We start from the raw sequence: 25,055 nt of genomic DNA on the forward strand, positions 1-25,055 counted from the left end.
AAAATTAAAGGTTAAAAATGTCTGCAAAAATTTTAGTCGTTGACGATTCCGCAACTATCCGACAACAAGTTGGTGATATCTTGCTTAAGAGCGGTTTTCAGGTCGTCGAAGCCAATGATGGCATCAGTGGCATGCGAGAAATCGAAAAAGGGGATGTTCAGTGCGTCATTTGCGATGTTAAGATGCCAAATAAAGATGGCATTGAAATGGTCGAGGAAGTTAAGAACCTAGGTCAGTTCCAAGCACTACCAATACTTATGTTGACGACAGACGGGGCGCCTGATCTGATTCGTCGGGCCAAAGCTGCTGGAGCTTCGGGCTGGATGGTCAAGCCATTCAAACCGGACATGCTTGTTGCTGCTGTTAAGAAACTTGTCGGCATTCAACCGACTTAGTCCGGCACAAAGGCTAGACTAGCAATAACCAAGCATGGCCAAGTTACTTTGGGATATCTTTTGGGTAGGATCACATGACTGCGAGAAAAAACTCTACTAATTACTCGTCTTTGTGTTCTCAAAACGGTCGACTCCTGCCCTGGTTGACTATGTGTTTGCTTGTCGTTTGGGGAGCTATGCTAAGTTTTGTGTGCGTCATATTAATGGCCGATCACTGGGCATCCTTCAAATCACCTGACACAACGAAACTCGAAAACACATTAGCTCGATTGCATCCTATCGAGAATCAAGAAAGTAGGTGGCTAGCTATCCATGTGTTGTACCAGAACTGTGGTTGTAGCAACCTAGTCTTGAATAAACTCCTCGAGAATGGCCCAAATCCTACAGCGAAGGAGCATATCGTCTTGGTCGGTCAGGCCGATCCCTCATTTTTGAGACTTGCTGAATCGAAAGGCTTCGGGGCAACCTTACTTTCCGAGCGGGAGCTTTGGGAGGATTATCGACTGGGGATTGCTCCACTGTTAATCGTTAGAGAGGCTGATGGACAAATTCGATACTGCGGTGGTTACACGAACCGTAAGCGGGGTAGCCAGGTAAAGCTAGATGATCGTCTATCAACTTTGGTTCGCGATGGTAGGGTCCATGAGCTTCCCGTTTATGGCTGCGCAGTGTCGCAGCAGTTGAAGAACCTTGTAGATCCGTTGGGTTTAAAGGAATCCATGTTTAGTATAGATAACGCAATTTGGTGATATCTCTGTGCAAGCTGTAATTACATTGCTCTCAAAGTACATTGTACTACCGCAAGAAGTTTCTTCCTTCGAGCGACGCTATTTGACAGGCATGAATCAGGTCGCTTTCTGGTTCTTCGTCGCCCATTTACCGATTTTCGTTTTGCTTGCCGCTGCAAACGACACTGGACCAGTGCTCGCCAGTTTTCTGACCTTGTTTGTGTTAATCGGCCCACTTGCTGCCTTGTTCTTCTTGCAAAATCCACGGTCAACCTCACTAGTTATGGGGGTGACCGCAATGTTTATGGGAGGGCTATTAGTGCATTTTGGCCAAGGTCCTGCCCAAATTGAAATGCATTTCTATTTCTTCGTATTGTTGGCTCTGCTGGCCGTTTTTGCCAACCCATTGGTAATTATCGTTGCTGCCTTTACCGCCGCTTTTCATCACACGGTTCTATGGGCGATCCTCCCCAATAGTGTTTTCAATTACGAAGCCCCCTTCTGGGTTGTTACCGTGCATGCGGCGTTCGTGATTCTAGAGTCGATTGCTGCTTGTTTTATCGCGAGGAGTTTTTTTGACAATGTCGTGGGACTGGAAAAGATTGTTGCTGAACGAACCATCGAGGTATCGAATCGGAATCGGGACATGAGGCGATTGCTCGATGCCGCTTCTCAGGGCTTCTTTACGATCGATTCAGCAGGTGTTATTGGTGAGGAGCAATCGCTTGCAGTCAGGAAACTACTAGGGCAGGTCGTACCCGGACAAAAGCTGACAGATATTTTGCGATCCAAAGCTCCCAAGACGGCGGACTGGCTCAGCCTGGGACTTGATGACGTTTTTGCAGGGATTCTTCCCGTCGAGGTTGCTATCGACCAATTACCAAAGCGGATAAAAATCAATGACAAAATCATCGCGATCGATTTTCAGGCCATTTACGAGAATGGAAGACTGAACTGTCTATTTGTGGTTCTAAGCGATATCTCCGCGGATGTTCAAAGGGAATTACTCGAAGCCGAGAATCGAGAGCTTAGCGTCATCATGAACCAACTCGTTCAGGATAAGGATGGCCTTTTGAGCTTTTTCCGTGAGGCGGAATCCATTGTTCAAACGCTTCGAAATTATAGGGTTACTGATTCAATAGTAACAAAACGTTTCGTCCATACGCTCAAGGGAAATTGTGCTGTTTTCGGGCTGAATCGAGTTGCTCAGGCATGCCATGAGATCGAGGACTATATCGCGGGCAATGGAGAATTACCTGACAACACGTGCTGGGATCAGCTGTTTTACTTATGGAACAAGGCACAGGGGTCCTTGAGACGTCTCGTTCGCGAAGAGAAAAAAGGTGTGACGGTCAGAGAATCCGAGTATAGACAGACATTGAACGATTTAGTCCACTTCAACTCACACCCAACGGTGATTCAGCGAGTCGCAAAGTGGCAATTAGAGGACACTCAGGTCCGCATGTTACGAATAGCGGATCAGGCTCGAGCCCTGTCGCAACGCTTAGGTAAAGGGGATTTGGAAGTAACGATCGTTGGAGGACATTTGAAAACGGATGGGGAGTATTGGGGAGATTTTTGGGCATCGTTCCTTCACGTGGTTCGCAATGCGATCGATCATGGAATCGAACCAAGTGGCGAGCGACTACAACACGGGAAACCCGCTCGTGGTCAGCTGACAATCAAGACAGATTTACGCCACGATCAATTTATTATTTCATTACGTGACGACGGTCGCGGTATAGATTGGAATCATATCGCAGCCTTGGCAGCCCAAAAAGGTTTGCCTTGTTCAACCCAGTCGGATTTGGTGGAAGCGTTGTTTGTGGATGGTCTATCAACCTCCGAAACGATCTCAGAAATAAGCGGCAGGGGCGTTGGCATGAGTGCCGTAAGGCAAGCCACTCGTCGGCACAACGGTCAGATCCATGTTGAATCGATTCCCAGCTTGGGGACCACGATCGAATTTCAATTCCCGATGAACGAAATGTTTCCTACCACTTCCGCTTGGCTAAAACAACTTGGGATAGAGAATCTGGGTGAATCGCGGGTTCCACAATCGCAGACCTGACCCAACAATTTCGCGTCGTTCTTCCCTCGCCGCCTGCCCTGTTTCCCCCCTACGCACCCAGTTCATGGGAAGGCTTGATCTTAACCGAATGATTATGCCCGTGCGCTTCAAAGGCTGTTATTATTCTGGTACAACAATCATGGAATTGCGGTCGACCTTGACGTCTGACTTTTTGCAACCAGGGTCGTACTCTGTTTTCTACAGGGCTTGATTGTCTACATGGCTTGATTATTCAAAGGGATTGTTTGTTTTCATGCGAGAGAATGTTGCGATTGTTGGTGCAGGAATTGTCGGTTTGGCCCATGCCTGGTCCGCGGCGGAACGCGGGCATTCCGTGACGGTATTTGAACGCTCGGGGGTGGCAACCGGTGCATCGATTCGTAATTTCGGTATGATCTGGCCGATTGGTCAGCCCGAAGAATCCCGCACAGTGGCCATGTTGAGTCGAACTCGATGGTTGGACCTCGCGTCACAAGCCAACATTTGGTTGAATCCATGCGGATCCCTGCACCTTGCACATCGCGCAGATGAATGGACTGTTCTCCAGGAGTTTTTCTCGTACCATCAAAACACCGAGCTGGGGCCCCATCTCCGCCTCTTAGACCACCAATCGGCATTGCTGCGATCCCCGGCAATCAATCCTACTGGCTTACTAGGAGCACTCGAGTCGGACCTAGAGCTTTGTGTCAACCCAACAGAAGCCATCCGAACTATTCCAAGTTGGCTCAGACAACGATGGAATGTTCGGTTTGAGCACCGATCCAATGTGGTAGAGTGCGGTCCAGATAGACTCCGAACCGCCAATAGAATTCAGCACGGTTTTGACCGAATCGTGATTTGTTCCGGCCATGACTTCGAGACGCTTTATCCGGAATTGTTCGACAAGTTGCCGATGAAGAAGTGCAAGCTGCAAATGCTTCGAACGGTTCCCCAGGCTTCGTCATGGAAGCTTGGCTGCCATCTCGCTAGTGGCTTAACTCTCAGGCACTACAAAAGTTTTCAATGCTGCCCCTCACTCGAACAATTAAAGGCTCGAGTTGCCGCAGAAACACCGGAGTTAGATGATTTCGGGATTCACGTTATGGCATCACAAGATAATTTGGGGCGTGTTGTCTTAGGGGATTCTCATGAGTACGGGAACGATCTCGAGCCATTCGATACCCTACGGATCGATGACCTTATCCTTCGAGAGTTGCAGAAAATTATAAATTTGTCTGATTGGCGATTGGATAGTCGCTGGCATGGGATCTATGCCAAGACACCCGACAAAGTCGCTGTTGTGGAATCGCCGGAACCTGGGGTTTATGTCTGCACGGGATTGGGGGGGGCCGGTATGACATTGTCCTTCGGCGTCGCCGAAGAAAATTGGAATCTATGGACTTGAGAGGAAAACATATGAGGAGCGAGCAAGAGTCGTACGTACTATCCGAGTCGCAATTGTTAGCCGCATCGAAGATTCCCTGGCATTCTTTGCGTGGTTTGTTGCTGGACTGGGCGGGCACGATGGTCGACCACGGCAGCTTGGCACCGGTAGAAGTCGTGCGGAGTGTTTTCGCTGAGTACCAAGTGGAAGTCACGGAGACGGAGGCCCGTCAGCCTATGGGCAAGGCGAAGATTGATCATTTGAGAGAAGTTTTGAGTATGCCACGGGTTGCTCAGGCGTGGCACGAAGCGCAACAACGACCTGTTGAAGAAAAGGAGATCCAAGAAATCTATCGACGATTTCTGGTTCTGCAAAAGACGGTACTCGCTCGCCATGCAGAATTAATCCCGGGTGCCATCCAACTGGTCGAGCTCGCGCGAGCACGCAACCTGAAGATCGGATCCACGACTGGATACACTCGTGAGTTAATGGATGTCCTGGAGCCTTTGGCCTCGGAAGCGGGTTATGCGCCAGATGCCACCGTCTGCTCAGATGAGGTCGCTGCCGGCCGGCCTGCCCCATGGTCAAACTTCCGGGCCGCCGAACGAATAGGTGTTTATCCCATGCAGGATCTGCTCGTTGTGGACGACTCTGTGGCAGGCATCCAGGCCGGTAAATCGGCGGGTTGTTATGCAGTAGCCGTGACGGTTACTGGCAACCCGTTTGGAATAAGCCTAGAGGAACTGGCTCTCTTGGATCCTGAGGAGGTTCACCGCCGCCATCTTCAAGCGGAGCAAGAATTCTACAACGCCGGAGCCGATCTCGTGGTGCAATCAGTAGGCGTATTGCGAGACTTATGGTTACGTCACGTTTAGAGAACCATAGAAGGACGCGATATGCCACTCTTTCTCGACCAATTCCTCTCTCTCGACCGATTCCTCTCTCTCTCCACTAAGCGTGCCTTGGGGGAGCCTGTCTCATTGGCTAAGCAGATCATTAAGAACAGATGAGCTTGCCTTGCGCGGGTTGTTGGACAATCGCTCCAGGTTAACGGATTGAACAATTTGATTTATTTCGTCCGGTGACGTGATCCCGATCTCGGCGATGGATGTTGGACATCCTATTTGTCTTTGCAGATGTCGGAATTTGGAACAAGCTTCGTCAATGCTCTTCGACTGCATGGACTTAAGAATCCGCTCGATTCTCTCGCGCACTGCCGTCGGGCCACGAGGATCGTTGCAGTCAGTTTCCGCTACTTGGGAGTTGAACTCCAGCATAGCAGGAAGCGTTAATGCGACCGCAACTCCATGCGAGACTCCGTACTGGGAAGTGATCCAGTACGACAACGCATGACAAGCCGTTGTACGTGTCATGTTGATGGCCTGTCCCGCCAAATTCGATGCACGACACATGGCTAATCGTAATGCGGGATTGGGACTGACAACTGCTTTCTTGAGATTCTGTATGGCAATTGAAATAGCTTCGCAAGCCAACTCTATCGAACGGTCATTCGCAGCAACGGACCAAACGGACTCGATCGCTTGGCACAAGGCATCAAGCCCCGTCGCCGCCGTGATGGACCAAGGCAGGTTGCTCATAAGATTGGGATCAACCAACGCAAGATCTGGAAGCAAGCTTGGGTGATCGAGTGAGTACTTTTGTGGACCGAGGTAAACGACAGCGAACTGGGTCGACTCGCTCCCAGTGCCGGCTGTAGTGGGAATCGCAATGAGCTTCGTGGTACGAATCGGTATGGCTGAACGTCCTCGTATGATCGATTCGGCATTGGGGGCCAATGCAAGGGAACTGATTAATTTGGCGAGGTCAATTGCCGTTCCCCCGCCAATTGACAATAGGATATCCGGTGGCTGTTGACGGTATAGCTCTATCCCACGCGAGACATCCTCCCACTTTGGATTGGGCTGAAAGCCTGAGAATCGAAGGGTGCTGTATCGATCCAGCACTGGTTCGAGGATCGTCTTTGCGCCAGAATTTTCATAAGCATTCTGATCGATAATCGCCATAAGCCGGAGGGGAGCATCCCGCGAGCTGCTTTGCGGATTCGTTATGGAGTTTATTGCCTGTCGTAGCTCGGAAACCCCACCAGGCTTAAGGATCAATTTGCTCATGGTTGTCGCCGAGGGAATACTTACAGGATTCCGTTCGAGAAACGAACGTGCAAGAGCAGTGGGAATCTCAAACCCGAAGATAAACCCCTTGCTTCTCGACTGCTCGAACGAAGATCCATGTAATGATACAAAACAGAGCCAAACCAGAGTAGGCGTACCATGCTGGTGAGTCCTTCGGGAAGAAAGGTTTCACCGCACTCGACACTAAATCATGAAGTACATAGGCAAGCAAGGCATTCGTACCAAAGGTTCTAAACCACGCTAACTGTATCTGCCACAAGTCACAGACCACGTAAAAAGCGACAAAAAGGAGCAAGGAAAAACCGGCCGCAAAGGTAAGATACGACAAAGTGCCGGCTCGCTGGCTCATCATCCAATAGTTCCACAACCGCTCTTTCTCACCGGGGGGAGCTATAAAGGGGGGCTCGGCAAACCAGGAAAGCATACCCCCAGAATTCGCCTTTTGGGTCAACTCGTACCAACTCGGAACAACCGGATTTTCCGCAAGCTTAGGATTGCTAGGCATTGCGAAGCTCGTCTCAAGGACATCGTAGCACCGAGTACCGCAAGAAAATAAGTATCCCAGCAGCATCAGGATAGCGGCCCATCTAAGCCCCAGAAAAACAGGACTCATTACATCATCTCGGTAATTGGCAGCGCCTCCAATCGACGATTCTTTCCCTCCAGAAATTTGCGACTCGGTGGTCGGCTCGGTCGGAATAGAATCTGAGGAGATCGGATTTCCCGACGACTCGCCTTTCCTAGGCGCAAACCAATCGCATGCCAAGGATCCAAGCCCCGCAGGAATTGTCCAGGTGAGAAAGCCTAAGGGGCCACCGTCTATAGCGTTTGGAGCTGTGTTGCACCACAAAAAATTGAACCAATAGGACAAGAGGACGTGCAATGCACCAGAGCCAACGATCCATGCGATGCGAATGGAAGGTCTCGCGTGAATGACTGGCAGTAACCATAGCGATGTGACCGCGATATGCATCAAGGTTTGAAACCATTGACGCTTGAGCGGCTCGGCGATGGCTCCCCAAAAACCAAGCTCGGTGAGCTCTTGCCAATTAGCAGCGCGCGGACTTACCGAATAGACGACTAACGAGACCAAAATTAGACCTAGCAGTCGATTCACAACGCGGACATACGCAGCCGCTCCGCCTTGAGCAGTCAAGCGACGTCGAAAGGTCAACCTCAAAGAAAATCCAACCGCAAATAGGAAATGCGGCATGATGGTATCCGCATAGCTGCAGTAGTCATTGGTATGCTTGAGAACCTGCGGGCACGCTTGAAAACCACCGAAGTAGTTCACTAGCAACATTCCAATGACCGTGTACCCTCGAAATTGATCCAGAGACGCCAGCCGTTTTGGTGGACTCGCTTTATCGACATCTTGATTCGTAAGCGAGCTTTTCTGAGAGTCAGCCATCTGTAATTTGTTAAGGTTTGTCGGTAGGGGGCAAGCCAGATTCTGGTCTACTGCTGCCTGGGGAGTGCCTCGATGTCATAATGGTTCTTCTCTCCCGGCTTTACCGTAAAACTCAGCGGAGTAGTGGACACATCATAGTACTTTGAATGAATACGCGGGCGCTTACCGTCGGATTTGTCAACCCACTCTCCGCTTTCGCTGAGATAGTCATCCTTCATGGGCCAGGTGTCGCGCAGCATAACTTTGTGCGTACCTATGACAGCCCCTTTCATGGTGCGATCGTCAAGTTCGAGAAAGAAGTTTCCTGACTCGTCCGTTTTTCCAATAGACCTAGGTCCTTCGGTAGACCAAAACTCGACATGGATTAATTCAAGAGGCTTTCCATTTAGCGTGATCGTGCCGGTGACCTGCTCCGTATTGAGGCTGCTGCCGCAACCGGTACAAAGGGTAGCGATAAGAAGAATAGCGACGAACGACGTGATACTTGGTGACTTCATGTGGCAACCGAATAGCGTTAAAAGAGGGGGAAATGGCAAAAAGCTGCGGCTACTGCATCGATAGGATACAGTAACCGCAATATATTCCAATCTCGGATTAAGATGGAGACAACGGTTTTGATTTCTCAGTATCAGGCAGCAAAGAGGCTATTCTGGCATCGAGGCCACTTCGCCACCTGCTCGGGTACCGAGAGCATTGAAGGTAATTGAGTCAATCGAATCCGAAATAAATCGAACCGATCCATCGACACCGGCAAAGGTAGCTCCACCGGTATGCATACTACCGAATGCGTTGATACGGTCGTCGTATCTAAGTGGATCTTGGTATTCAGCACAGTTGCGAATCTTGAAGTTGATGGGAACACCGGTGCCCAAGAAAACGTTTCCTTCTGCACCAAACCAGACCCATCCCCAGTTGCCAATTTTGGTAGTTGAGAGACCTGTTTCAGGGCCACAACGATCGAACATTGGATCAAAGTATGCTCGCTCACCCATCAGGATGGTATTGCTGGTGCCGTCGGTTGCATCCTTAAATCCGTACTGAATGTTACGATTAAAGATACCATTCGCTCTCGAAGCAAACATGGAGGACCGGCTACCTGCAGGTCGGGGAACATCGACTCCTGGTCCGAAGGGGTTCCACAAACTTGGTCGGTTAGCATTGTAGCCTGGGTAGCCTCGTTGCCCGGCACAAGCAAAATAGTCGGCTCGCGCGTACACACCATTTCCAGTGGCTGAGTGGCTTTCGTTCCATTCACTGCCCGGGTTCGACGGGCAACGCAAAGCCCCCGACAGCCTTTGCCCAACAGCAGAGGTCCCATTGGTGGGATCCATCGTTGTCCCATCACCACCAAAAAGCGGGTTGGAGATCCGGTTGTTGTTGAAGATCAGCTGATCCCAGTTTTGGTAAAAGGCAGTCTGTTCGATATAGGGACATAGTTGATAGATGAGCGCGTATCGCCTATCTTGCCCAGCACCACCAAATTCGGGATGTCCCCAACCAGTATTGTCACGCCTAAGCATCCCGAAGGGTAGCTTTCGGAAGGCATCATGAAAATTATGAGAAGCCAGTGCAAGCTGCTTGAGGTTATTCGAACATTGCATTCGCCGCGCAGCTTCGCGGGCCGCTTGAACGGCCGGTAGCAATAGCCCAACAAGAATTCCAATGATTGCAATCACAACCAAGAGTTCGACTAGCGTAAAGCCAGTCCTAATTCGTCTAGACATGTCGTCCTCGCCGAAAGAGAGAATAAGGAAACCGGAAAAGTAAAGCGTGCTTTGCGACTTTCCGGGTCGTACCATATTTTTGATCAGGACCGGTCTATCACTTCGCACCGTGACTTACTATGGCTAAAATGTGTAGACGTGTCGTTCGAATGCGTAGCGTAGACGAAATTGAACGATTCATGAAATCTTCGTGTTAAGTTGTTGTTAAAAACCAGGTACTGACGGGACGTTGCAATGGAACAGCAGATTTCAGGCGACAAGATCGGTCTCTCTTTTATCCGCAGAGTGGCGGCTATCCGTTCGCATAGTGCTTCGAGGATAAGTTGGCACTCGCATGATTGCTATGAGATCATACTTCTGGCCGATGGGGCGACGTCCTATGAGTTTAAGGGCGGCACTAGAGTGGAGCTATCTGGTGGTTGCTTTCTAGTAACACCACCGCATTTGGAACATAGGGGCAGCAATGATGTTCGGAGTCCAGGCAAACTGCTAGGAATCATGTTCGATCCTGGAGTTGCTCCTGAAACACATTCCAATCTCTTCATGCACACCGAGTTTCTTGCAATCTCGAACGCAATACAAGCCGGCACGATTCAAACACGTCGAATGGGCTCAGCCTTGCGAAGTATGGTGCGTGATATACCAACGGATATGGAACAAGTCCAACACGGAACCTACTTGGCAGAAGCAACTTTGCGAGGGCGTCTTTGTCAACTCTTTGTAGAAATCGCCAAGCAACTCAAGATCAATTGCCCCAGCGAACCCCGCTTCTTGGTGGACGCTGCTGTTCTCTATATGAAGTCAAAGCTTTTTGAAGAGTCCACGGTTGATGAAGTCGCAAACCATGTCCATTGCTGCCGAGCAAAGCTCTTCGAGGTATTCAAGGAGTGTGTTGGTATGAGCCCGAATGATTACTGGCAGCGAATCCGTATCGAAGCAACGCAAGACATGCTGCGGAATACGGAATTGTCCGTAACCGAAGTCGCTATCCGCTGCGGCTACTCGACCAGCCAATACTTCAGCACCGTATTTCGCAAATACACTGGAACAACTCCGTCTCAATTCCGCAGAAAGAAAATCGGAAAGCCGATGAATTAGCTGGCTGTCACATCCTCACTACAAGGTAACGCCGTTCGAATCCTTTGATCTTACAACACATCGGACCTCGGCTCTAGAGTTCTCACCCCCAGGTTTCCATAGCGATGATAGTCGAATGAAATACTTTGTTCGATCACATAGAGTGGCAACTCAATCGAACCAACGGTAGATACCAAGCGATCCGCAATGTAAACCTGATGCTCGTTGCAAATCCGATAAACCGCTTCCGGAATCGCTGCGGCAACATCGTATCGCACTCGCTTGACAAAGTCTTGACGCACAGCCTCGATCAGTTCCTCATCGGTTTCCACCAAAAACTCGATCTTGCCAGCCCAATCGAGGGTGAGATTTTCGAGCGCGTCAATCGTTTCTTCATGAACTCCCTCATCGCGACTCATCACGCATCGACATCCCGATACGACGGCGGCCATAGCTCTCGCCACAATGCTAAAAACGCTGTCGGTTTCCGTAATCCTTACGCGAATCGGACTTGCAGGTAAATAGCGACGATGATTGTCTTGTCCGATCAACTTAAAATGATCATGCTCTTTCTTGATCTCCGACGCCGCAAACTCATCGTAAGAAACCATAGCGGCTCTAAGCTTTCGCAAATCATCCGGCGACGAGTTCGGCAGCTCCATCAATACTCGGCTAGCTCGCTCCAAGCGTCCCCACAAGCTCTGGAGCTCAGTGCTTGAAAAGGTTGGAGTATGAGGTTCCGTCAGTATATCCAGGTTGTCCTCAAAATCCATCAAGGTCGAAACGTAGTTCGGACCGCCTGCTTTAGCGCCTGAACCAAACGCGCTTTTACCCATCCCGCCGAAAGGTTGACGCAACACAATGGCACCAGTCGTTGGTCTATTGATGTACAGGTTACCCGCCATGATCGAGTCTCGCCAAATGGCTTGCTCTCGATCATCCAGCGACTCTAGACCGCTCGTTAAGCCGTAGCCTGTTGCATTGACGATATGGATCGCCTCATTCAGCTTCCGATACTTCATCACGCCGAGAACCGGTCCGAACAACTCTGTTCGGTGGGTAAACGAGTTGGGCTGTGTATTCCATTTAACCCCTGGCGTGAATAGACAGGGGTTGTCACCGATCTGTGATGGCATGACTGCCCACGACTCACCCCGCTCGAGTTCCTTTAAGCCTCTCAGCAGATCTCCTGATGGCGGTCTGATGACTGGGCCCATCTTGGTCGATAAATCCCATGCCGATCCGACTTTGAGACTCTCCACAGCATCGACCAACTGCGCCTTGAACTCTTTGCTCTCGAAAACCTCTTCGTCCAAAAGCAACAGCGAGGTTGCGCTACACTTTTGTCCCGCGTGCGAAAATGCACTATGCAAAATGTTTTTTATCGCCAAATCCCGATCGCTGAGACCGCTAACAATGGTCGCATTCTTGCCACCTGTCTCGGCAAACAACCGCAATCTGGGCCGGTCGTTTAGAATACTTAGGGCAGTCTCTGTCCCTCCCGTGAGAATCACTCGCGCCACCTCGTTCCTACTTAGTAAACATCGACTGGTAAGTGAGCCACTACTCGGCACGAATTGCAAAGCCTCTCGGGGCACTCCGGCTCGCCAGAAGCACTGGCACAGAATGTAAGCGGGCAAAGCCGTATCGGACGCGGGTTTGAGCAATACCGTATTCCCCGCCGCTAGAGCGGCAGCTATACCGCCGCATGGAATCGCGATCGGAAAATTCCACGGGCTAATGACTACAACTGGACCAGCCCCGCGTGCTCGGAACCGTTGATCATGCGACATATCTAACGCACAACGGGCATAGAACTCGACAAAGTCCACTGCCTCACTAACCTCGGGGTCGCTCTCCATGAGGGTCTTGCCACCGTCCGCCAGTGCAGCCCCCATCAAATCGCCACGAGCGATGCGAATCTCGTGAGCAACCTGCCTCAAGATTTGATATCGCGATTCGGGAGACATGTGAGTCCATCCAGAGGGATCGGCAACAGCACAGTCCATGGCGGTCTTCAGTTGCCCCTCGTCCGCTTGCTTATACCTGGCTACAGCAACTCCAGGTCGCGAGGGGTCCAGGGATACGTATTCCGCCCCGGTCCCCGAAACCTCAGAACCGGCGATGCAAATGGGTATCTGCGTGGCATTGCTGTCGCACCTCAGCTCCCAATTCCGTAGGATTCCTTCGCCCCAGTGGGAGTTTTGAACTAGAGAAAAATCTGTATCAGGTTCGTTCGTAAACTCCTGCCATCGAATGGGCGCAGCGGGTTGCGAAGGTGGCTGATTACGGTCTTGTTGTCTGCGGGGTTGAACCGATACCGTATCCGCACGGTGCACCGCCTCAACAAAACCGTTCTCCAAACGTTGCCAAGTCGAACCGCCTGCAGAGATATGGAACGCGTGTCGCAGAAAATTGTCTGGCCCTGTATTTTCATCCAATCGTCGAACGAGATAGCCGATCGCGTTGATGAACTCTTCTCGCAAACAGGCCGGGGCGTAGAGCAGCACACTACCCGAGAGTTCGAAAAGGGCTCGACGTTGATGATTAGCCATGCCTTCAAGCATCTCGAATTGAACCCGATCAAGTGCGTTTTGACTGGTTGCGAGTACCATTCCGTAGGCTAGATCAAACAGATTGTGCGAGGCGATCCCCAGGTGCACCGCTTTGCTATTCTCATCACGCAAACCATACTGCAACATCCGTTTGTAGTTAGCATCGGTGTCGATCTTAGACTTATAGGGTGCCTGTGCCCAACCACGGATAGATGCCTCGACTCGCTCCATCTCCATATTCGCCCCTTTCACGATTCGGACCGTGATCGGAGAGCCCCCGGCAGCTATGCGTTCGCGCGCCCACTCGGTGATCGTCTCTTGCACCAATGCTGAGTCTGGAACGTAAGCTTGCAGGGCAATCCCGGCTCGCACATTTTCCATCCCGGGCCGAGAGAGCGTTTGCATAAAGATATCAGAAGTGAGGTGCAAGTCTCGATACTCTTCCATGTCGAGATACACAAACTTGGGCACCAAAGTACCGTCGCGTTTTTTGAACTTTTCTTTGGCGGCCGCTCGGTAAAGCAACTCCAATCGATCGCAAACCGTACGAATCGTCTGGCGCCGTGCTAGAGGTGAGATCTGGGAGTAAAGGGTCGATATTTTTGCAGAAACGCACTCAATCTCGGGCAATTGCAGTGCGGCTAAGTATCGCTCGAGCCTCTTTCGCGATTCCTTTTCACCGAGGATCGCTTCGCCGAGAAAGTTCACGTTCATACGTAAGCCTTCCGAGGACCGCTCGCGAAGGTGTGATGTAAGTTTGTCCGATTCCGCTGGCAGAATAACGTTCGCCGTCTCTTTACGCATTTTTTCCTTAACCATGGGGACGGCGACCCCGGGCAAGTATTCGCCAAAGGATTGGAAACCTTTCAGCAACGCTTGGTCAAAGACATTAAAAAAGCGTGGCACCCCCTGGACATCGAGGATGTGAACCATTTGATTCACAACGCGGCCTGGTGTTTCGCTCCGAAAGCTCTGGTCCGTGATTTGGGTCAGAGTCGCCTTGTCCTCAGGGTGTTGAAGCATGCGATCGAGTTCCGCTTGCTGCCGTCTTTCTTGCGGAGTTTGAAGGGTAGCCGCACGTTGTTGGAGAAGGGTCGCCAGTGTGAGAGCAGCTTTTACCAATCTTTCGTCCCCGAGTGGCATCGCGGCCCCTTGCTCGACTCCTTGCGTAGAAATTGCGTTCTTAACATCAGAAATGGAAATCGGTTGGCTAGCGACAGTCGACATGGAACCAGCAAGCTTTCTTCGAAAACGCAGAGAAACCCAGCGTTTTGGTAATAGGAATTAGAAACAGCGATCAGATACTCTCACCCACTCGCATTTAACACCATGACATTAACAACAGCAATTGCGCCGAATCGAGATCTCCACAACTGAGATCGCAGATAAACATTTGCAAAACATTTGTGCCAACCATTCTTTATATGGTGCCATCCATTGTTTATTTGAAGTCGATTTCCTGCCCGGGTTACCACAACGGTGGTGAGGAGAGGAATCCCGTCACCCAAACCGGAATTCGACTTGGAATTTCCCCGCAACGACGCCAAACACTACGCTAAAACGTTGATCCAAGCAATCAGCGATCGCAGCAGATAGTTTGGGGTACTTTCCGCTTGCCTTCGTCGTCTAGGGAGCACCAGCAGGGCTATTTTTCGAGCGTCTCGCCTAGCTGAAACAAGCTGCGGCTCGCCGCTGGCCCCTGTGCCAACGCTTGCCTATCCGCTCCGCATCACCCGACATGGACTCCGTACCTCCGACGCAGCGGCTAAAGTACTTCTTGAAGTTCCACACCAAGTCCGAAAGCATCTCCGGCACCACGCCACATGCAATCAAAGCGTCGCTCAGCGGCTTCGGCAACGCAACCGTCCCCGCACTCGGCTTGTTCTCGGCTACCCAGCCAAGCAGTTTCTTGTAGCTGCTCCAGTCGATTCGAAGAAACCCCCTATCACTTGCTCGCAGGCCGTCACGATGCACTTGCGGGTCGCTTGACAACACTCCCGACCCTAAACATAGCGGAGCAAGCCAACTGTCTCGAGGCACCTGTTTGGTGGTCCCCTTCTTCTTGGCCTTGTGATCCTGGCGTTGCTCGGCCAGTGACTTGCCACGCTGAGCCACCGACTCTTCGTGCGTGATCGGTATTAAATCGAATGCCGCCGAAGGAATCTGCTTTCCCTTCTCCGCTTCGATGCGATCGTAAACCGACGTATGCACCGATTTCTCGAGACTCTCGGCCAAGGCAGCTCGAATCGGATTCAAGTCCACATACATGGCGCAAGCCAACAAACCCGCATCATCGACGATACGTTGCGCTTTGAAGCGTCCTTCCCAGAACCGGCCGGTGCAGTTATCCTGTCGGTTCGCAAAACGAGCAATCGGCTCGGCTAGAGCACGCATGAACCAAGAAATATCCGTCAACCTCGTCCGAATCTTGGCCAAGAGTTCCGGATCGGCAAGAACCCGTTGGACATCGGATTGCGATGGTTCGGCCAAGTGTTCTTCGAGTCTGCGTCCTGGGAAAACGCGAAGCCAGCGGATGGCGACTTCTTCGTCGGATAGGTTGGCTAGCACATCCGGTCGATTGCGTAAGATGACATGTAGGTGGTTAGAGAGAATCGCATAGGAGAGGATATCGATAGCGAAGACCGAGGCGAGTGCTTCGAATCTGCGACGAATCCATTCGCGGCGGTAGGAGTAATCGACCCCCGAAACGGCATCGAAACCGGCCAGAAAGGCACGGCGTACGCACCGCTGCACACAATGCACTACCGCGATCTCGTCATGCCTGAACTGTTCTGTGCGTAGTGGTCTACCCATGAATGGACTCCTCTAGTTAGTGGGACATTTTCCAAATGATACCGGGGGGGTAAAAAACAGTCAAGCAAAAGATGGATGGCACCATATGGAATTTTCGGGACACCGGTATTCGCGTTGATCAATCGCTACAATGACTCCGGCGTTCGGATCAAGAATTTTAAGAAATCTAGCCGCAGAACAATTTTGTATGACCGAGAGAAGGCCTGAAAACATTTGCATCTGGACTTTACGTCCCTCGAGGTTGTGCATTCTTTTTACCGTGGTAGTCTCGTTCGGATGGTTTGGCCAGACGGGACATGGGCAACAACAGTTTCGAACTCCGTCACAATCAACAAGAATCATTTCTGAGGGTAAGGCAAACCAACGATGGATTCCCATCGATCGCCGTAAACTCGGAGAACTCGGTAGACTCGGTGAGATACTCCAGAATACGCCCCCCGCAGCGGAGCAGAACCCGTTGCTGCCCGCAGAATCGGTCTCCTCCGACGAAAAGTCCCGTCTGCCGTTTGATTTGTCCAAGGTTGACCTGAGGTCTCTAGAGAACCAATTGGCGAATCTGACCCCCGAACAGCGTGAACGTCTCAAACAGCTTGCCAAACAGTATTCCGAGAGTCAGATGATTAGGGATTTGGCGACTTCAGTGAAAGAGTTACCCTCTTCTCTCGTCGAGCAAATTCGCGATTCACAATCTTTGCGCGAGTTCGCGAAAGATATTTTGGACGGAGAAGAAGCAGTAGAGGCGGTGGAATCGCTCGGCAGTCCTTTCGAAATACAGGATGCCGAACCGTGGATTAAATTCGATCCGGCCAATTCGTCACTACGCCCGTTAGAGGATGCTGCGGCCAATTCTCAACCCACTGTCAATGCCAACGATAGTGCACAAGCTGCAACAGCTATCGACTCAAAGGCGGCGGACAATTCCTCTGTAAGTCGTAAAACCAGTTCCACGAGTAAGGCCTCCCAACAGGCTGCGTCCGATTCAGTGACACGTTCGAACGAGCCAATTCCCAGAAGAGCCGACCAGGCATCTGCGCGGAAACCTGGGATCTCTACGCCCAGTATCAATCTACCTCCAAAAGCGTCTGACAAAAATTCGTCCTTCAAAACTCAAAATTCTCATTCGACCGGTAAATCTGCCGATCAAGGTTCTACAATTCCTCCCTCAAAGAACGAGACCGCTTTTGACTCGTTCCGCCGGCGTGTTGCCGAACTTGGACTCGGACAAACTCTAGAAAGACTCACCAAAGAAGCGGTCGGGATCGAACAAAAAAGAGCAGAGGATTCGAATATCGCCGTCAATTCGTCCAAGAATGATGGACGGTTCGACAGACGTAGCATTGCTGTGGAGCGGTCATCTCAAAATACCTCGAACCCTACACGATCAAGGGAGGATGAGGTCAACCAATTCGTCGCTCCAAATTTTAACGAAGCCTCGCGAACTGGAGGAAGCAATACCGAAAGCACACGTGCGAAAAGCATGCCTCGGTCTACTGTAGGTACCGATGCAGTAACACCGCCTCCCTCTACTGCGTCCAAGCAGCCAAGCGTGGTACCCGAGAACGTCGTTCCCTCTTGGCGAGCACCGAGTTGGGACGATCTGCCTAGTTTCTCATTTTTGCAAATCGGAGGAATCCTGCTCGTAGTTGTCCTGGTTGTAGGCATCCTATTCATGAATCGGGCCCCAGAGCTTGCCCGAGCAGCTCAACATAAGAGGCGTGAGATGGCCTTAAAAGTGAGTCTAATGGAGATGGAAATTTCCAACCGTGAACAGGTCGTTCTAGCATTCGATGCGGTTGCTGCTCAGAAAATAAGTGCTTTCGAGGATTGGTGGACCGCTCAGCGTGTTGTAACACACGCGACTGAACGCAATATGGACATAACGCCAAAGTTGCAAACTGCGGCGGCGGTATACAGTCGAGCTCGCTACTCTCCGCCAGATCGGGGATTGAGCGAAGATGAGTTAACTGCTGTGAGAGATGCGATACGCGCCTGCGTCAAAACGAGATCGATTGAATGAGCATTTTGCAGTTTTTTGCGATCCGTCGCTCAGTTACGCGGGCTCGATTGATACATGCATTCGCTGGTATCAGACTTCTTCTTTCGTACTTTATCTGCGGATTGTTGCTCCTGCCAGGCTCACTATCGGAGGCGCAGGTTTTTGACACGAATGATGAGAATTGGGTTTATCGATATGACATTTTCCAAGCATTCCTACAAAGAGATGGCCTAAGTCCCACGACTTCTATTGCAGATGCGCTCAACGCTCCGACGGAATCGACCATCGTACTAATGGGGGACGTTCAGCGAAGTCGCATTCAAACCTGGATAAACCTCAAGGATTTCGTCGAGTCTGGCGGGCGTCTACTAATCGCTCCAGATAATTTTCACTCATCTGTATACTTTGGTACGGTTCAACCAGGGCCTGCTCTCGCGACGGAGCAGGAGTCAATGTTCTCTGGCTTTGAAGACTGCATCAAGGTGAATCGATTTCGATTGAACCACCCGCTGGTGACTGGGCTCAAAGAACTGATCACGAACCGAACAGGGGCAATCACCAGCATGGGTATCACTGGAGATTGGCTTCAATTAGCATTTTTGCCGGACGATTGCGAGCCTAGTTTATATTCTGGTAAGGCTTTAATAGGAATTGGAGAAACGGATACCGTCGGAGCAATTGTGTTGCTGGCGGATCCTAGCGTGGTTTCTAACGGCATGTTTTCGTTTGCCGATAATGGGGAGTTCACAGGGCGTTTGGCGAACTATCTCAGCGAGGGGAATAGGCGTCTACTGTACTTCGCAATCGACAACCGTCCGCTCGCAGCGATACCTGGGATCGGTATCCCAAAATCACGAAGGCAGAATATCGACCTACCCGATGGTGACGATACTCCGCCAATTCCTCCAGATCCGCAGTTTCAGACACTGTTAGAAGTTGCCAATTCGGCCTTACAGGAGTTAACAAGTCCGCAAGCTATCAACTCGCAACTAAAGGACCAGCCCCGTTACTTTAATAAAAGGCAGTATGCCGCCACCATTATCGCTTGTCTGGCTATACTGTTTGTCGTGTGGCTTGTGTCTCGTCTATTAAGCCGCACAACGAGTTGGGTCACGTTACGTCGTCCACATGCAGTAGCGACGGTAGAGACTATGCTTTTGAATGGCCACCCCAAGGATGTTAGAAATAGAATTGCGTCAGAAACCTTAGCCAGAGAGTTCTGTCGCTCATGGACAGGGGGGGCGAAAGTCTCAGAATGGCGACAATGGCTGGATGATCTTAGGCATGTTGATCGGGATTCGCTACCAACCCGCGATCGTGTCACATTGGAGTCAATACTCGCCATAGCTGTATTTGGAGGAAAGACCCCGATGCCCGACGACGAGTTGTCGAAACTGTCGCAACAGATCTGCGATATGCTCCAACGGTATCGACAAAATGATACACTATCTCCCGCGTCGTCATCTCAAGTCGTAGCAGATGATCGTCAGCATGCACTTGCTCCTCAACGCATTAAACCAAAATCAAATTGAATCCGTTAGACCCTAAAGACTTGGCCAGCAGAGTTGCCGGCTTGAGACAATCTGTTCAAAATCAGCTGGGAGAGATCATTGTCGGTCAATCCAAAGTGATTGATCAAATGTTCATGGCCTTGCTCGCAAACGGTCACGTACTTCTAGAAGGTGTTCCAGGTACAGCCAAAACAACATTGTGCCGGTCGTTCTCGATCGCATTGGGGTTGCATTTCGAAAGAGTCCAATTCACGCCCGATTTGCTACCCTCCGACGTTACGGGGACACAGGTTTTAGATAAGCAAACCTCGACATTTGTGCTTCGCAAAGGACCGATTTTCTGCCAACTCTTGCTAGCTGACGAATTGAACAGAGCACCCGCGCGAACACAATCTTCGCTGCTCGAAGCCATGCAAGAAAGGCAAGTTACGATCGAAGGCAAGACCTTGCCCCTACCGAGCCCTTTTTTGGTTCTCGCAACGCAAAATCCCATTGAACAAGAAGGGGTCTATCGCTTACCTGAAGCGCAGCTAGATAGGTTTTTATTCAGGATACACGTCGGATACCCGGGCCGAACGGAGGAAGTCTCGATGCTCAAACTACACAGCAAACCCATTGTTGCACCCAAGCCAATTTGCGACGTCGAAGCGATACTTGCAATGCAGGCTGGCGTCGAGAGTATTTTCTGTTCCGAAGAGATCTACGATTACATTATCGATTTAGTTCGAAGGAGTCGATCTCACGCGGATTTGATTCTCGGTGCAAGTCCGCGAGCTGCGATTTCCATTCTCAAGGGGGCGAGAGTGCATGCCCTTATGACGGGACGAGATTTTGTAACCCATGAGGATGTACAAAGTATTTTAGGACCAGTGTTGGGACACAGGCTGATAATGAAGCCCGAATCGGAGATGGATGGTGAAACAGTTGATCGCGTCATAGAGAGTCTAATCAAATCGATTCCAGTAGTGGTTCAAACGAAACCATGACTTTTCGTGCTAAGTCCCTAGCGTTGATTTGCTTGGTCGTACTATGCCTCGGAATGTACGGTGAGAATTTACTTTTGTCTGGTCCCTCTATTTCTATCCTGCTGTGGATGCTACTTTCCTACGCGAATTTCAGATGGCGACATCGCGAAATCCAAAGAAGTGTCAAAGTAGAGCGAACAATTCAGGAACGCCGTCAGCCTAACGTCTATCTCTGGACGGATAGGATGTATGATGTCGAGTTTCGTCTGAGTTCAAAGCGGCGATTTCCTCGCTCCTGTCTAGTACGCGATGTCGTTCCTGATTTAATTCAGCTAAAACCTTCGGCAGATCTAACGGATCCATCGCAAAATGATCCCTCGGCATTTAGTTTAGCTGCGTGCGAGGATTCTTGGCTAGGCCGCATTTGGGGATTATTGACCCCGACGGAAAGCAAAGGGGGGCTACACGATGCAGCTACCTTAGAAGTGGCTGAGCCAAGTAAAACGCTCACGCATCAATATCGAATTCGTCCGCGAGCAACCGGTTTTGCGATCTTTCCCGGCGTACGAATCGAACACTCTGATGCACTCAAGTGGTTTCGAGCCGATTATTTCGCTCCTTGTAAACAAACAACGAGGGTTCTACCGCATTGTCGACGCGAAGCTGAACTTCGCCAAACCTTGAAGACAACCAACTCAATCCCTCAACACGGACTACATCGACAACGCAAACCTGGTATGGGGTTCGAGCTGCTGGAATTGAGAGAGTACGTCGAGGGGGATCCGCCTAAGTCGATCGCATGGAAGGCTTCAGCAAGGCGTGATACTCTCATGATACGACAATACGAATCGGAGGTCCCGATTCGGCTACAGCTGTTCATAGAGGGAACGGTTGGCTGTCGTGTCGGGAGCTTTGGACATCGCGTTATCGATCAGATGGCCACTTTGGCGACCAGCGTGGCTCGCATAGCGACTAGTTATGGTGATGCGGTCGGCGGTTATTTGATAGACAAGCAAGGGGTGACGCGGCTACAAGCTTCCTTTGGGGAATCTGGATTTTATGCAATTGCCAAGGGGCTTTCCGCTTTTAGTTCCCTTGAGTTTCCAGATCGATTTCGGTGGACTGCTGCAATGCAAGTTGCGGTGTATGCCGTCATTTGCGAGCATTATCCGGATTTGTTGGACCAAAGCGTGAATCCTTCGCACCTTAGTTTTTTCGATCTCAGGATGACAAAACTTAAGCGACAAAGAATTCAGATATGCAACATTCTAGCGGTGCATTATGGCTTATCCGACCTCCAGCATGTGGAGATGCTGGTTGTTGACGAATCGATGGCAAAGTGGATGCAGCGATTTTTGTGCGAGCACGGTCACCAATGGACCTTTCCCATGATTCCAGAGTCTGATATTCCGAAGTTCCTCACTCAAAACGCAATGAATCATTTGATTCGCTCTATCCAACAAGCGGTTCAAATTGCGAGGGACAACGAAGTTTTTGTAATCATCGCCGACTTGTTGAGCAGTCACCGTGATCTGAGTGGTCTATTGCAATCCGTAAAGGTTGCCCGCGCCAGGCACCATCGAGTTGTTGTGGTTGCTCAATCCCCATCGTTCGAACCTATTGGCAGATCTAGTCTTGATAGGCTCGACCATCCCGAGATGATTTCGGCTGAAGATTGGTGCAGGCTAGCGTCCGGAATTCAAATTGAAGAACGTCATAAAGAAGTCAAGAGTCAGTTTAGTCAAATAGGGGTCCCATTTTCGGTGACCTCCGACGCAGCTTCGATTCCGTTGGTGCTCAAAGAGGTCGAGCTGGCTCGGTCGGGTCGTTTGGCGGCTAAGTCTGGGAGCTTACGATGAACAAAAAATTGGTTCCGGGTTTGCCGCAGACTGCCGCAGCAACGATGTATCGATCTCTAACGTTGATACTATACGTGATGTACGCATTGGTCGTTACCTATTGGTTCTCTAGTGTTGTTGGTGTAACAAACCTGAGTTCGGTGTTGCTATGTTTCCTGTTGGCACTAGGGAGCCTGAAGGTTAGCGTAAATTGGACCGTTCTGGGTGTGTTTGTGGTTTTTGTTGCCAGGTACGATTGGCAGGCGCCTCGAATCGACTTAGTCCCAGGTCTTTGGCTAGGCTATTTGGGTCTTCTAGTTTGTGGTTTCCGAGCCTACTATTCTGATTTTCACAACAGATTACGACGTATTGCACATTGTGTACGTACAAGTAAGCTCGTGGACGGACGTAAGCAGCTGTTTCTATTGGTCCTACGCGTGCTACTTGGCTTGTCGTCTGCCATGCTCGTATTGGTGGCGGGAGTTATTCTATTGATGTATAGCCCCTATGGAGATCGACGGGAAGCGTGGCTCGACTCGAGTTTGGCCCGAAAGGAAGTCATGTGGCCTGGTGCAACGGCGTTGGTGCTATTGTTGGCAGGTTTTATCGTGCTCCGCGAATGGAGTTGGCGGCAAAAGAATGCAGGGCAAGCAGCGGTTTTCTTGCGATCAGATCGACTAAACTGGCAGTACCGAGACTTGATTCGTGTAGTGAAAATACAAAATCGCGACAATGGCAAAGAATAGGGGGAGTGTATGTTTTTTTGGATTCGAGAACTCGCCGGTTGGGCGTTGATCCTTTTGGCTCTGTACTGGCTTCGAGTGGGTATTCAGTTCATATGGGATTTAGAATCCCCTCAGATCATACAAGCATCAGTCATTGTTTTCGCATCCTTAGGTGTGCTACGCGCCGGAATCTTTCTAATAAGGCTATCGACTACGTCGAGACTTGCGACTCAAGCGATTAAGACACGCCCCACTCTCGAACCATGATCGAGCTACAATGGAAACTTGACCGATTTTTGGAGATCGTAAAATCATGAAGCCAAGTGTTAGAAAACTGATTGCGTTCCTGGGCATGGTTTTGCTGATGTCGATGTTCTCAAATCCGAACGGACTAGGTCAAGCCGTCACGATGCACATCGCAACGTTTGATGTCGATGCGACGCCGCCCATCGGCTCCCACATGGCCTATGATCCCGTCCGTCGCTTGGATGAAATGACTCTTCGGTGCAGAGGAATTGTTTTGTTGAGTCGTCAAGAACCTATTGTTCTCTGTACCGTCGATTGGATAGGCATAGCGAATGAAGGGCATGAGGTATTTCGGCAGGAACTGGCAAGTGCTGCTGGTACGAGCCCCCGCCGTGTTGCTGTTCATGCCTTGCATCAACACGACGCTCCAGGATGTGATTTTACTGCTGAGCGACTTATCAAGGAATGGAATATTTCGGGTTACTCAAGGTTCGATGGCGAGTTTCATCGCGATGTGATCCAGCGGGCAGCGGATGCGATTCGAGAAGCAATTCCCAAGGCCTTCCCAATTTCTCATTATGGGTACGGAGCGGCGGTTGTAGAGCAAGTGGCATCGAATCGACGAGTTGAGGTTAAGGATGGAAAAGTCGGGCGGATGAGAGGAAGTAGTAGCAAGATCCCGGAGCTGGTGGCCTTGCCCGAGGGGGTGATCGATCCGGTGGTATCAGCACTTGTATTCTGGAACGAGTCCCAACCGATTGCTGTGCTAAGTGCTTATGCCTGTCATCCCCAGAGCTATTATCGAACGGGGATTCCCAGCCCTGACTTTCCCGGGATCGCCCGTTTCATGCGTGGACAGGATTTAAACAGTACGTTGCACGTCCATTTCAATGGAGCAGGAGGTAACGTCGCCGCAGGTAAATACAACGACGGTTCTCAGCCCAACCGTATGATCTTGGCTCAACGGCTTTACGAAGGAATGAAGCGAGCGTTTGAGAATGCTATTCCGATTCCGTTAAACGACGATTCCATCGCCTGGAATTCGCTGTCGGTAAGGCTACCGCTCGCAGGCCATCTCAATCAACAGGATTTGATTACTAGATTGCAAGCAACTCCGGCTCGTGGATACATATCCTTTGCTGATCAACTAGCGTGGTGCCAGCGTGTCGAAGCGGGCCACACTATCGATGTGACTTGCTTGAAGGTCGGATCGGTGCGCATGCTCCATATGCCAGGCGAATTGTTTGTCGAGTATCAGTTAGCCGCCAAGCGGATGCGACCGGATCTCCATGTGATGATGGCAGCTTATGGAGACTACGGGCCAGGCTATATCGGGACTGCGGTATCTTACGAAGAAGGTGGTTACGAAACCCAACCTACCTCGTCGAATGTGGCTCCAGAGTCGGAGCAGATCTTACTCGATGCAATAGAAAACTTGTTGCAACGAGCGGATTAGCGGCACAGCGTACGATCTAAAATCACGCAG

The 25,055-nt window shown here is 50.6% G+C and carries 19 protein-coding genes; 13 read left to right on the forward strand and 6 right to left on the reverse strand.

Features of this window, described 5'->3' with window-relative positions; translation table 11 throughout:
• The first annotated feature begins 17 nt into the window (after positions 1 to 17).
• The 5 genes from SH449x_RS01685 to phnX all read left to right on the forward strand — a co-directional run bounded on the left by SH449x_RS01685 (position 18) and on the right by phnX (position 5,432).
• Complete coding sequence (locus SH449x_RS01685; RefSeq protein WP_482379584.1) at positions 18 to 395, forward strand: response regulator; 378 nt, start codon at positions 18 to 20, stop codon at positions 393 to 395.
• 350 nt (positions 396 to 745) lie between these two features.
• A complete protein-coding gene (locus tag SH449x_RS01690; RefSeq protein WP_482379585.1) occupies positions 746 to 1,144 on the forward strand; it encodes a hypothetical protein in 399 nt (132 codons plus the stop codon).
• 7 nt (positions 1,145 to 1,151) lie between these two features.
• Positions 1,152 to 3,194, forward strand: coding sequence for an ATP-binding protein (locus SH449x_RS01695; RefSeq protein ID WP_482379586.1), 2,043 nt, complete (start codon positions 1,152 to 1,154; stop codon positions 3,192 to 3,194).
• Positions 3,195 to 3,447: 253 nt separating this feature from the next.
• A complete protein-coding gene (locus tag SH449x_RS01700) occupies positions 3,448 to 4,578 on the forward strand; it encodes a TIGR03364 family FAD-dependent oxidoreductase (RefSeq protein WP_482379587.1) in 1,131 nt (376 codons plus the stop codon).
• A gap of 11 nt (positions 4,579 to 4,589) precedes the next feature.
• A complete protein-coding gene (gene phnX, locus SH449x_RS01705; protein WP_482379588.1) occupies positions 4,590 to 5,432 on the forward strand; it encodes a phosphonoacetaldehyde hydrolase in 843 nt (280 codons plus the stop codon).
• A gap of 102 nt (positions 5,433 to 5,534) precedes the next feature.
• Here phnX and SH449x_RS01710 read toward each other — a convergent pair whose 3' ends face one another.
• The 4 genes from SH449x_RS01710 to SH449x_RS01725 form a co-directional block, all read right to left on the reverse strand.
• Positions 5,535 to 6,686 carry a phosphonoacetaldehyde reductase gene (locus tag SH449x_RS01710; RefSeq protein ID WP_482379589.1) on the reverse strand — a complete coding sequence of 384 codons (1,152 nt, stop codon included), beginning with the start codon at positions 6,684 to 6,686 and terminating at the stop codon, positions 5,535 to 5,537.
• A gap of 67 nt (positions 6,687 to 6,753) precedes the next feature.
• On the reverse strand, positions 6,754 to 8,118 hold the full coding sequence (locus SH449x_RS01715) for a hypothetical protein (protein WP_482379590.1): 1,365 nt from the start codon (positions 8,116 to 8,118) through the stop codon (positions 6,754 to 6,756).
• A gap of 47 nt (positions 8,119 to 8,165) precedes the next feature.
• Positions 8,166 to 8,615: a transthyretin-like family protein gene (locus tag SH449x_RS01720; RefSeq protein WP_482379591.1), complete on the reverse strand. Its 450-nt coding sequence runs from the start codon at positions 8,613 to 8,615 to the stop codon at positions 8,166 to 8,168.
• Positions 8,616 to 8,762: 147 nt separating this feature from the next.
• A complete protein-coding gene (locus SH449x_RS01725; protein ID WP_482379592.1) occupies positions 8,763 to 9,842 on the reverse strand; it encodes a DUF1559 family PulG-like putative transporter in 1,080 nt (359 codons plus the stop codon).
• Between the two features lie 234 nt (positions 9,843 to 10,076).
• On the opposite strand from SH449x_RS01725, the gene SH449x_RS01730 reads away from it, so the two are divergent.
• Positions 10,077 to 10,940, forward strand: coding sequence for a helix-turn-helix domain-containing protein (locus SH449x_RS01730; protein WP_482379593.1), 864 nt, complete (start codon positions 10,077 to 10,079; stop codon positions 10,938 to 10,940).
• 50 nt (positions 10,941 to 10,990) lie between these two features.
• Here the strand turns inward: SH449x_RS01730 and SH449x_RS01735 are convergent, their stop codons facing one another.
• Together SH449x_RS01735 and SH449x_RS01740 are read right to left on the reverse strand one after the other, a co-directional pair.
• The gene (locus tag SH449x_RS01735) at positions 10,991 to 14,701 is read right to left on the reverse strand and encodes a proline dehydrogenase family protein (protein WP_482379594.1); all 3,711 of its coding nucleotides are present in this window, start codon (positions 14,699 to 14,701) and stop codon (positions 10,991 to 10,993) included.
• Between the two features lie 438 nt (positions 14,702 to 15,139).
• A complete protein-coding gene (locus tag SH449x_RS01740) occupies positions 15,140 to 16,288 on the reverse strand; it encodes a transposase (protein WP_482379286.1) in 1,149 nt (382 codons plus the stop codon).
• Positions 16,289 to 16,475: 187 nt separating this feature from the next.
• On the opposite strand from SH449x_RS01740, the gene SH449x_RS01745 reads away from it, so the two are divergent.
• From SH449x_RS01745 to SH449x_RS01775, 7 genes are read left to right on the forward strand one after another with little or no spacing between them, the layout of a single operon-like run.
• Positions 16,476 to 18,305 (forward strand): hypothetical protein, encoded by a 1,830-nt coding sequence (locus tag SH449x_RS01745; RefSeq protein ID WP_482379595.1) that lies wholly within the window; start codon positions 16,476 to 16,478, stop codon positions 18,303 to 18,305.
• The gene (locus SH449x_RS01750) at positions 18,302 to 19,816 is read left to right on the forward strand and encodes a DUF4350 domain-containing protein (protein ID WP_482379596.1); all 1,515 of its coding nucleotides are present in this window, start codon (positions 18,302 to 18,304) and stop codon (positions 19,814 to 19,816) included. Before SH449x_RS01745 ends, SH449x_RS01750 begins: the two co-directional genes overlap by 4 nt.
• Positions 19,813 to 20,781 carry an AAA family ATPase gene (locus SH449x_RS01755; RefSeq protein WP_482379597.1) on the forward strand — a complete coding sequence of 323 codons (969 nt, stop codon included), beginning with the start codon at positions 19,813 to 19,815 and terminating at the stop codon, positions 20,779 to 20,781. Before SH449x_RS01750 ends, SH449x_RS01755 begins: the two co-directional genes overlap by 4 nt.
• Positions 20,778 to 22,619, forward strand: coding sequence for a DUF58 domain-containing protein (locus tag SH449x_RS01760; RefSeq protein WP_482379598.1), 1,842 nt, complete (start codon positions 20,778 to 20,780; stop codon positions 22,617 to 22,619). Before SH449x_RS01755 ends, SH449x_RS01760 begins: the two co-directional genes overlap by 4 nt.
• Entirely contained in the window at positions 22,616 to 23,344 is a 729-nt protein-coding gene (locus SH449x_RS01765) for a hypothetical protein (protein ID WP_482379599.1), read from the forward strand. The genes SH449x_RS01760 and SH449x_RS01765 overlap by 4 nt, the downstream gene beginning before the upstream one ends.
• Positions 23,345 to 23,353: 9 nt before the next feature.
• On the forward strand, positions 23,354 to 23,590 hold the full coding sequence (locus SH449x_RS01770) for a hypothetical protein (RefSeq protein ID WP_482379600.1): 237 nt from the start codon (positions 23,354 to 23,356) through the stop codon (positions 23,588 to 23,590).
• Between the two features lie 46 nt (positions 23,591 to 23,636).
• Positions 23,637 to 25,025 carry a hypothetical protein gene (locus SH449x_RS01775; protein WP_482379601.1) on the forward strand — a complete coding sequence of 463 codons (1,389 nt, stop codon included), beginning with the start codon at positions 23,637 to 23,639 and terminating at the stop codon, positions 25,023 to 25,025.
• Positions 25,026 to 25,055 lie beyond the last annotated feature (30 nt).

The organism is Brakhagea baltica (assembly GCF_052161605.1).
Lineage (GTDB): Bacteria > Planctomycetota > Planctomycetia > Pirellulales > Pirellulaceae > JBKCUI01.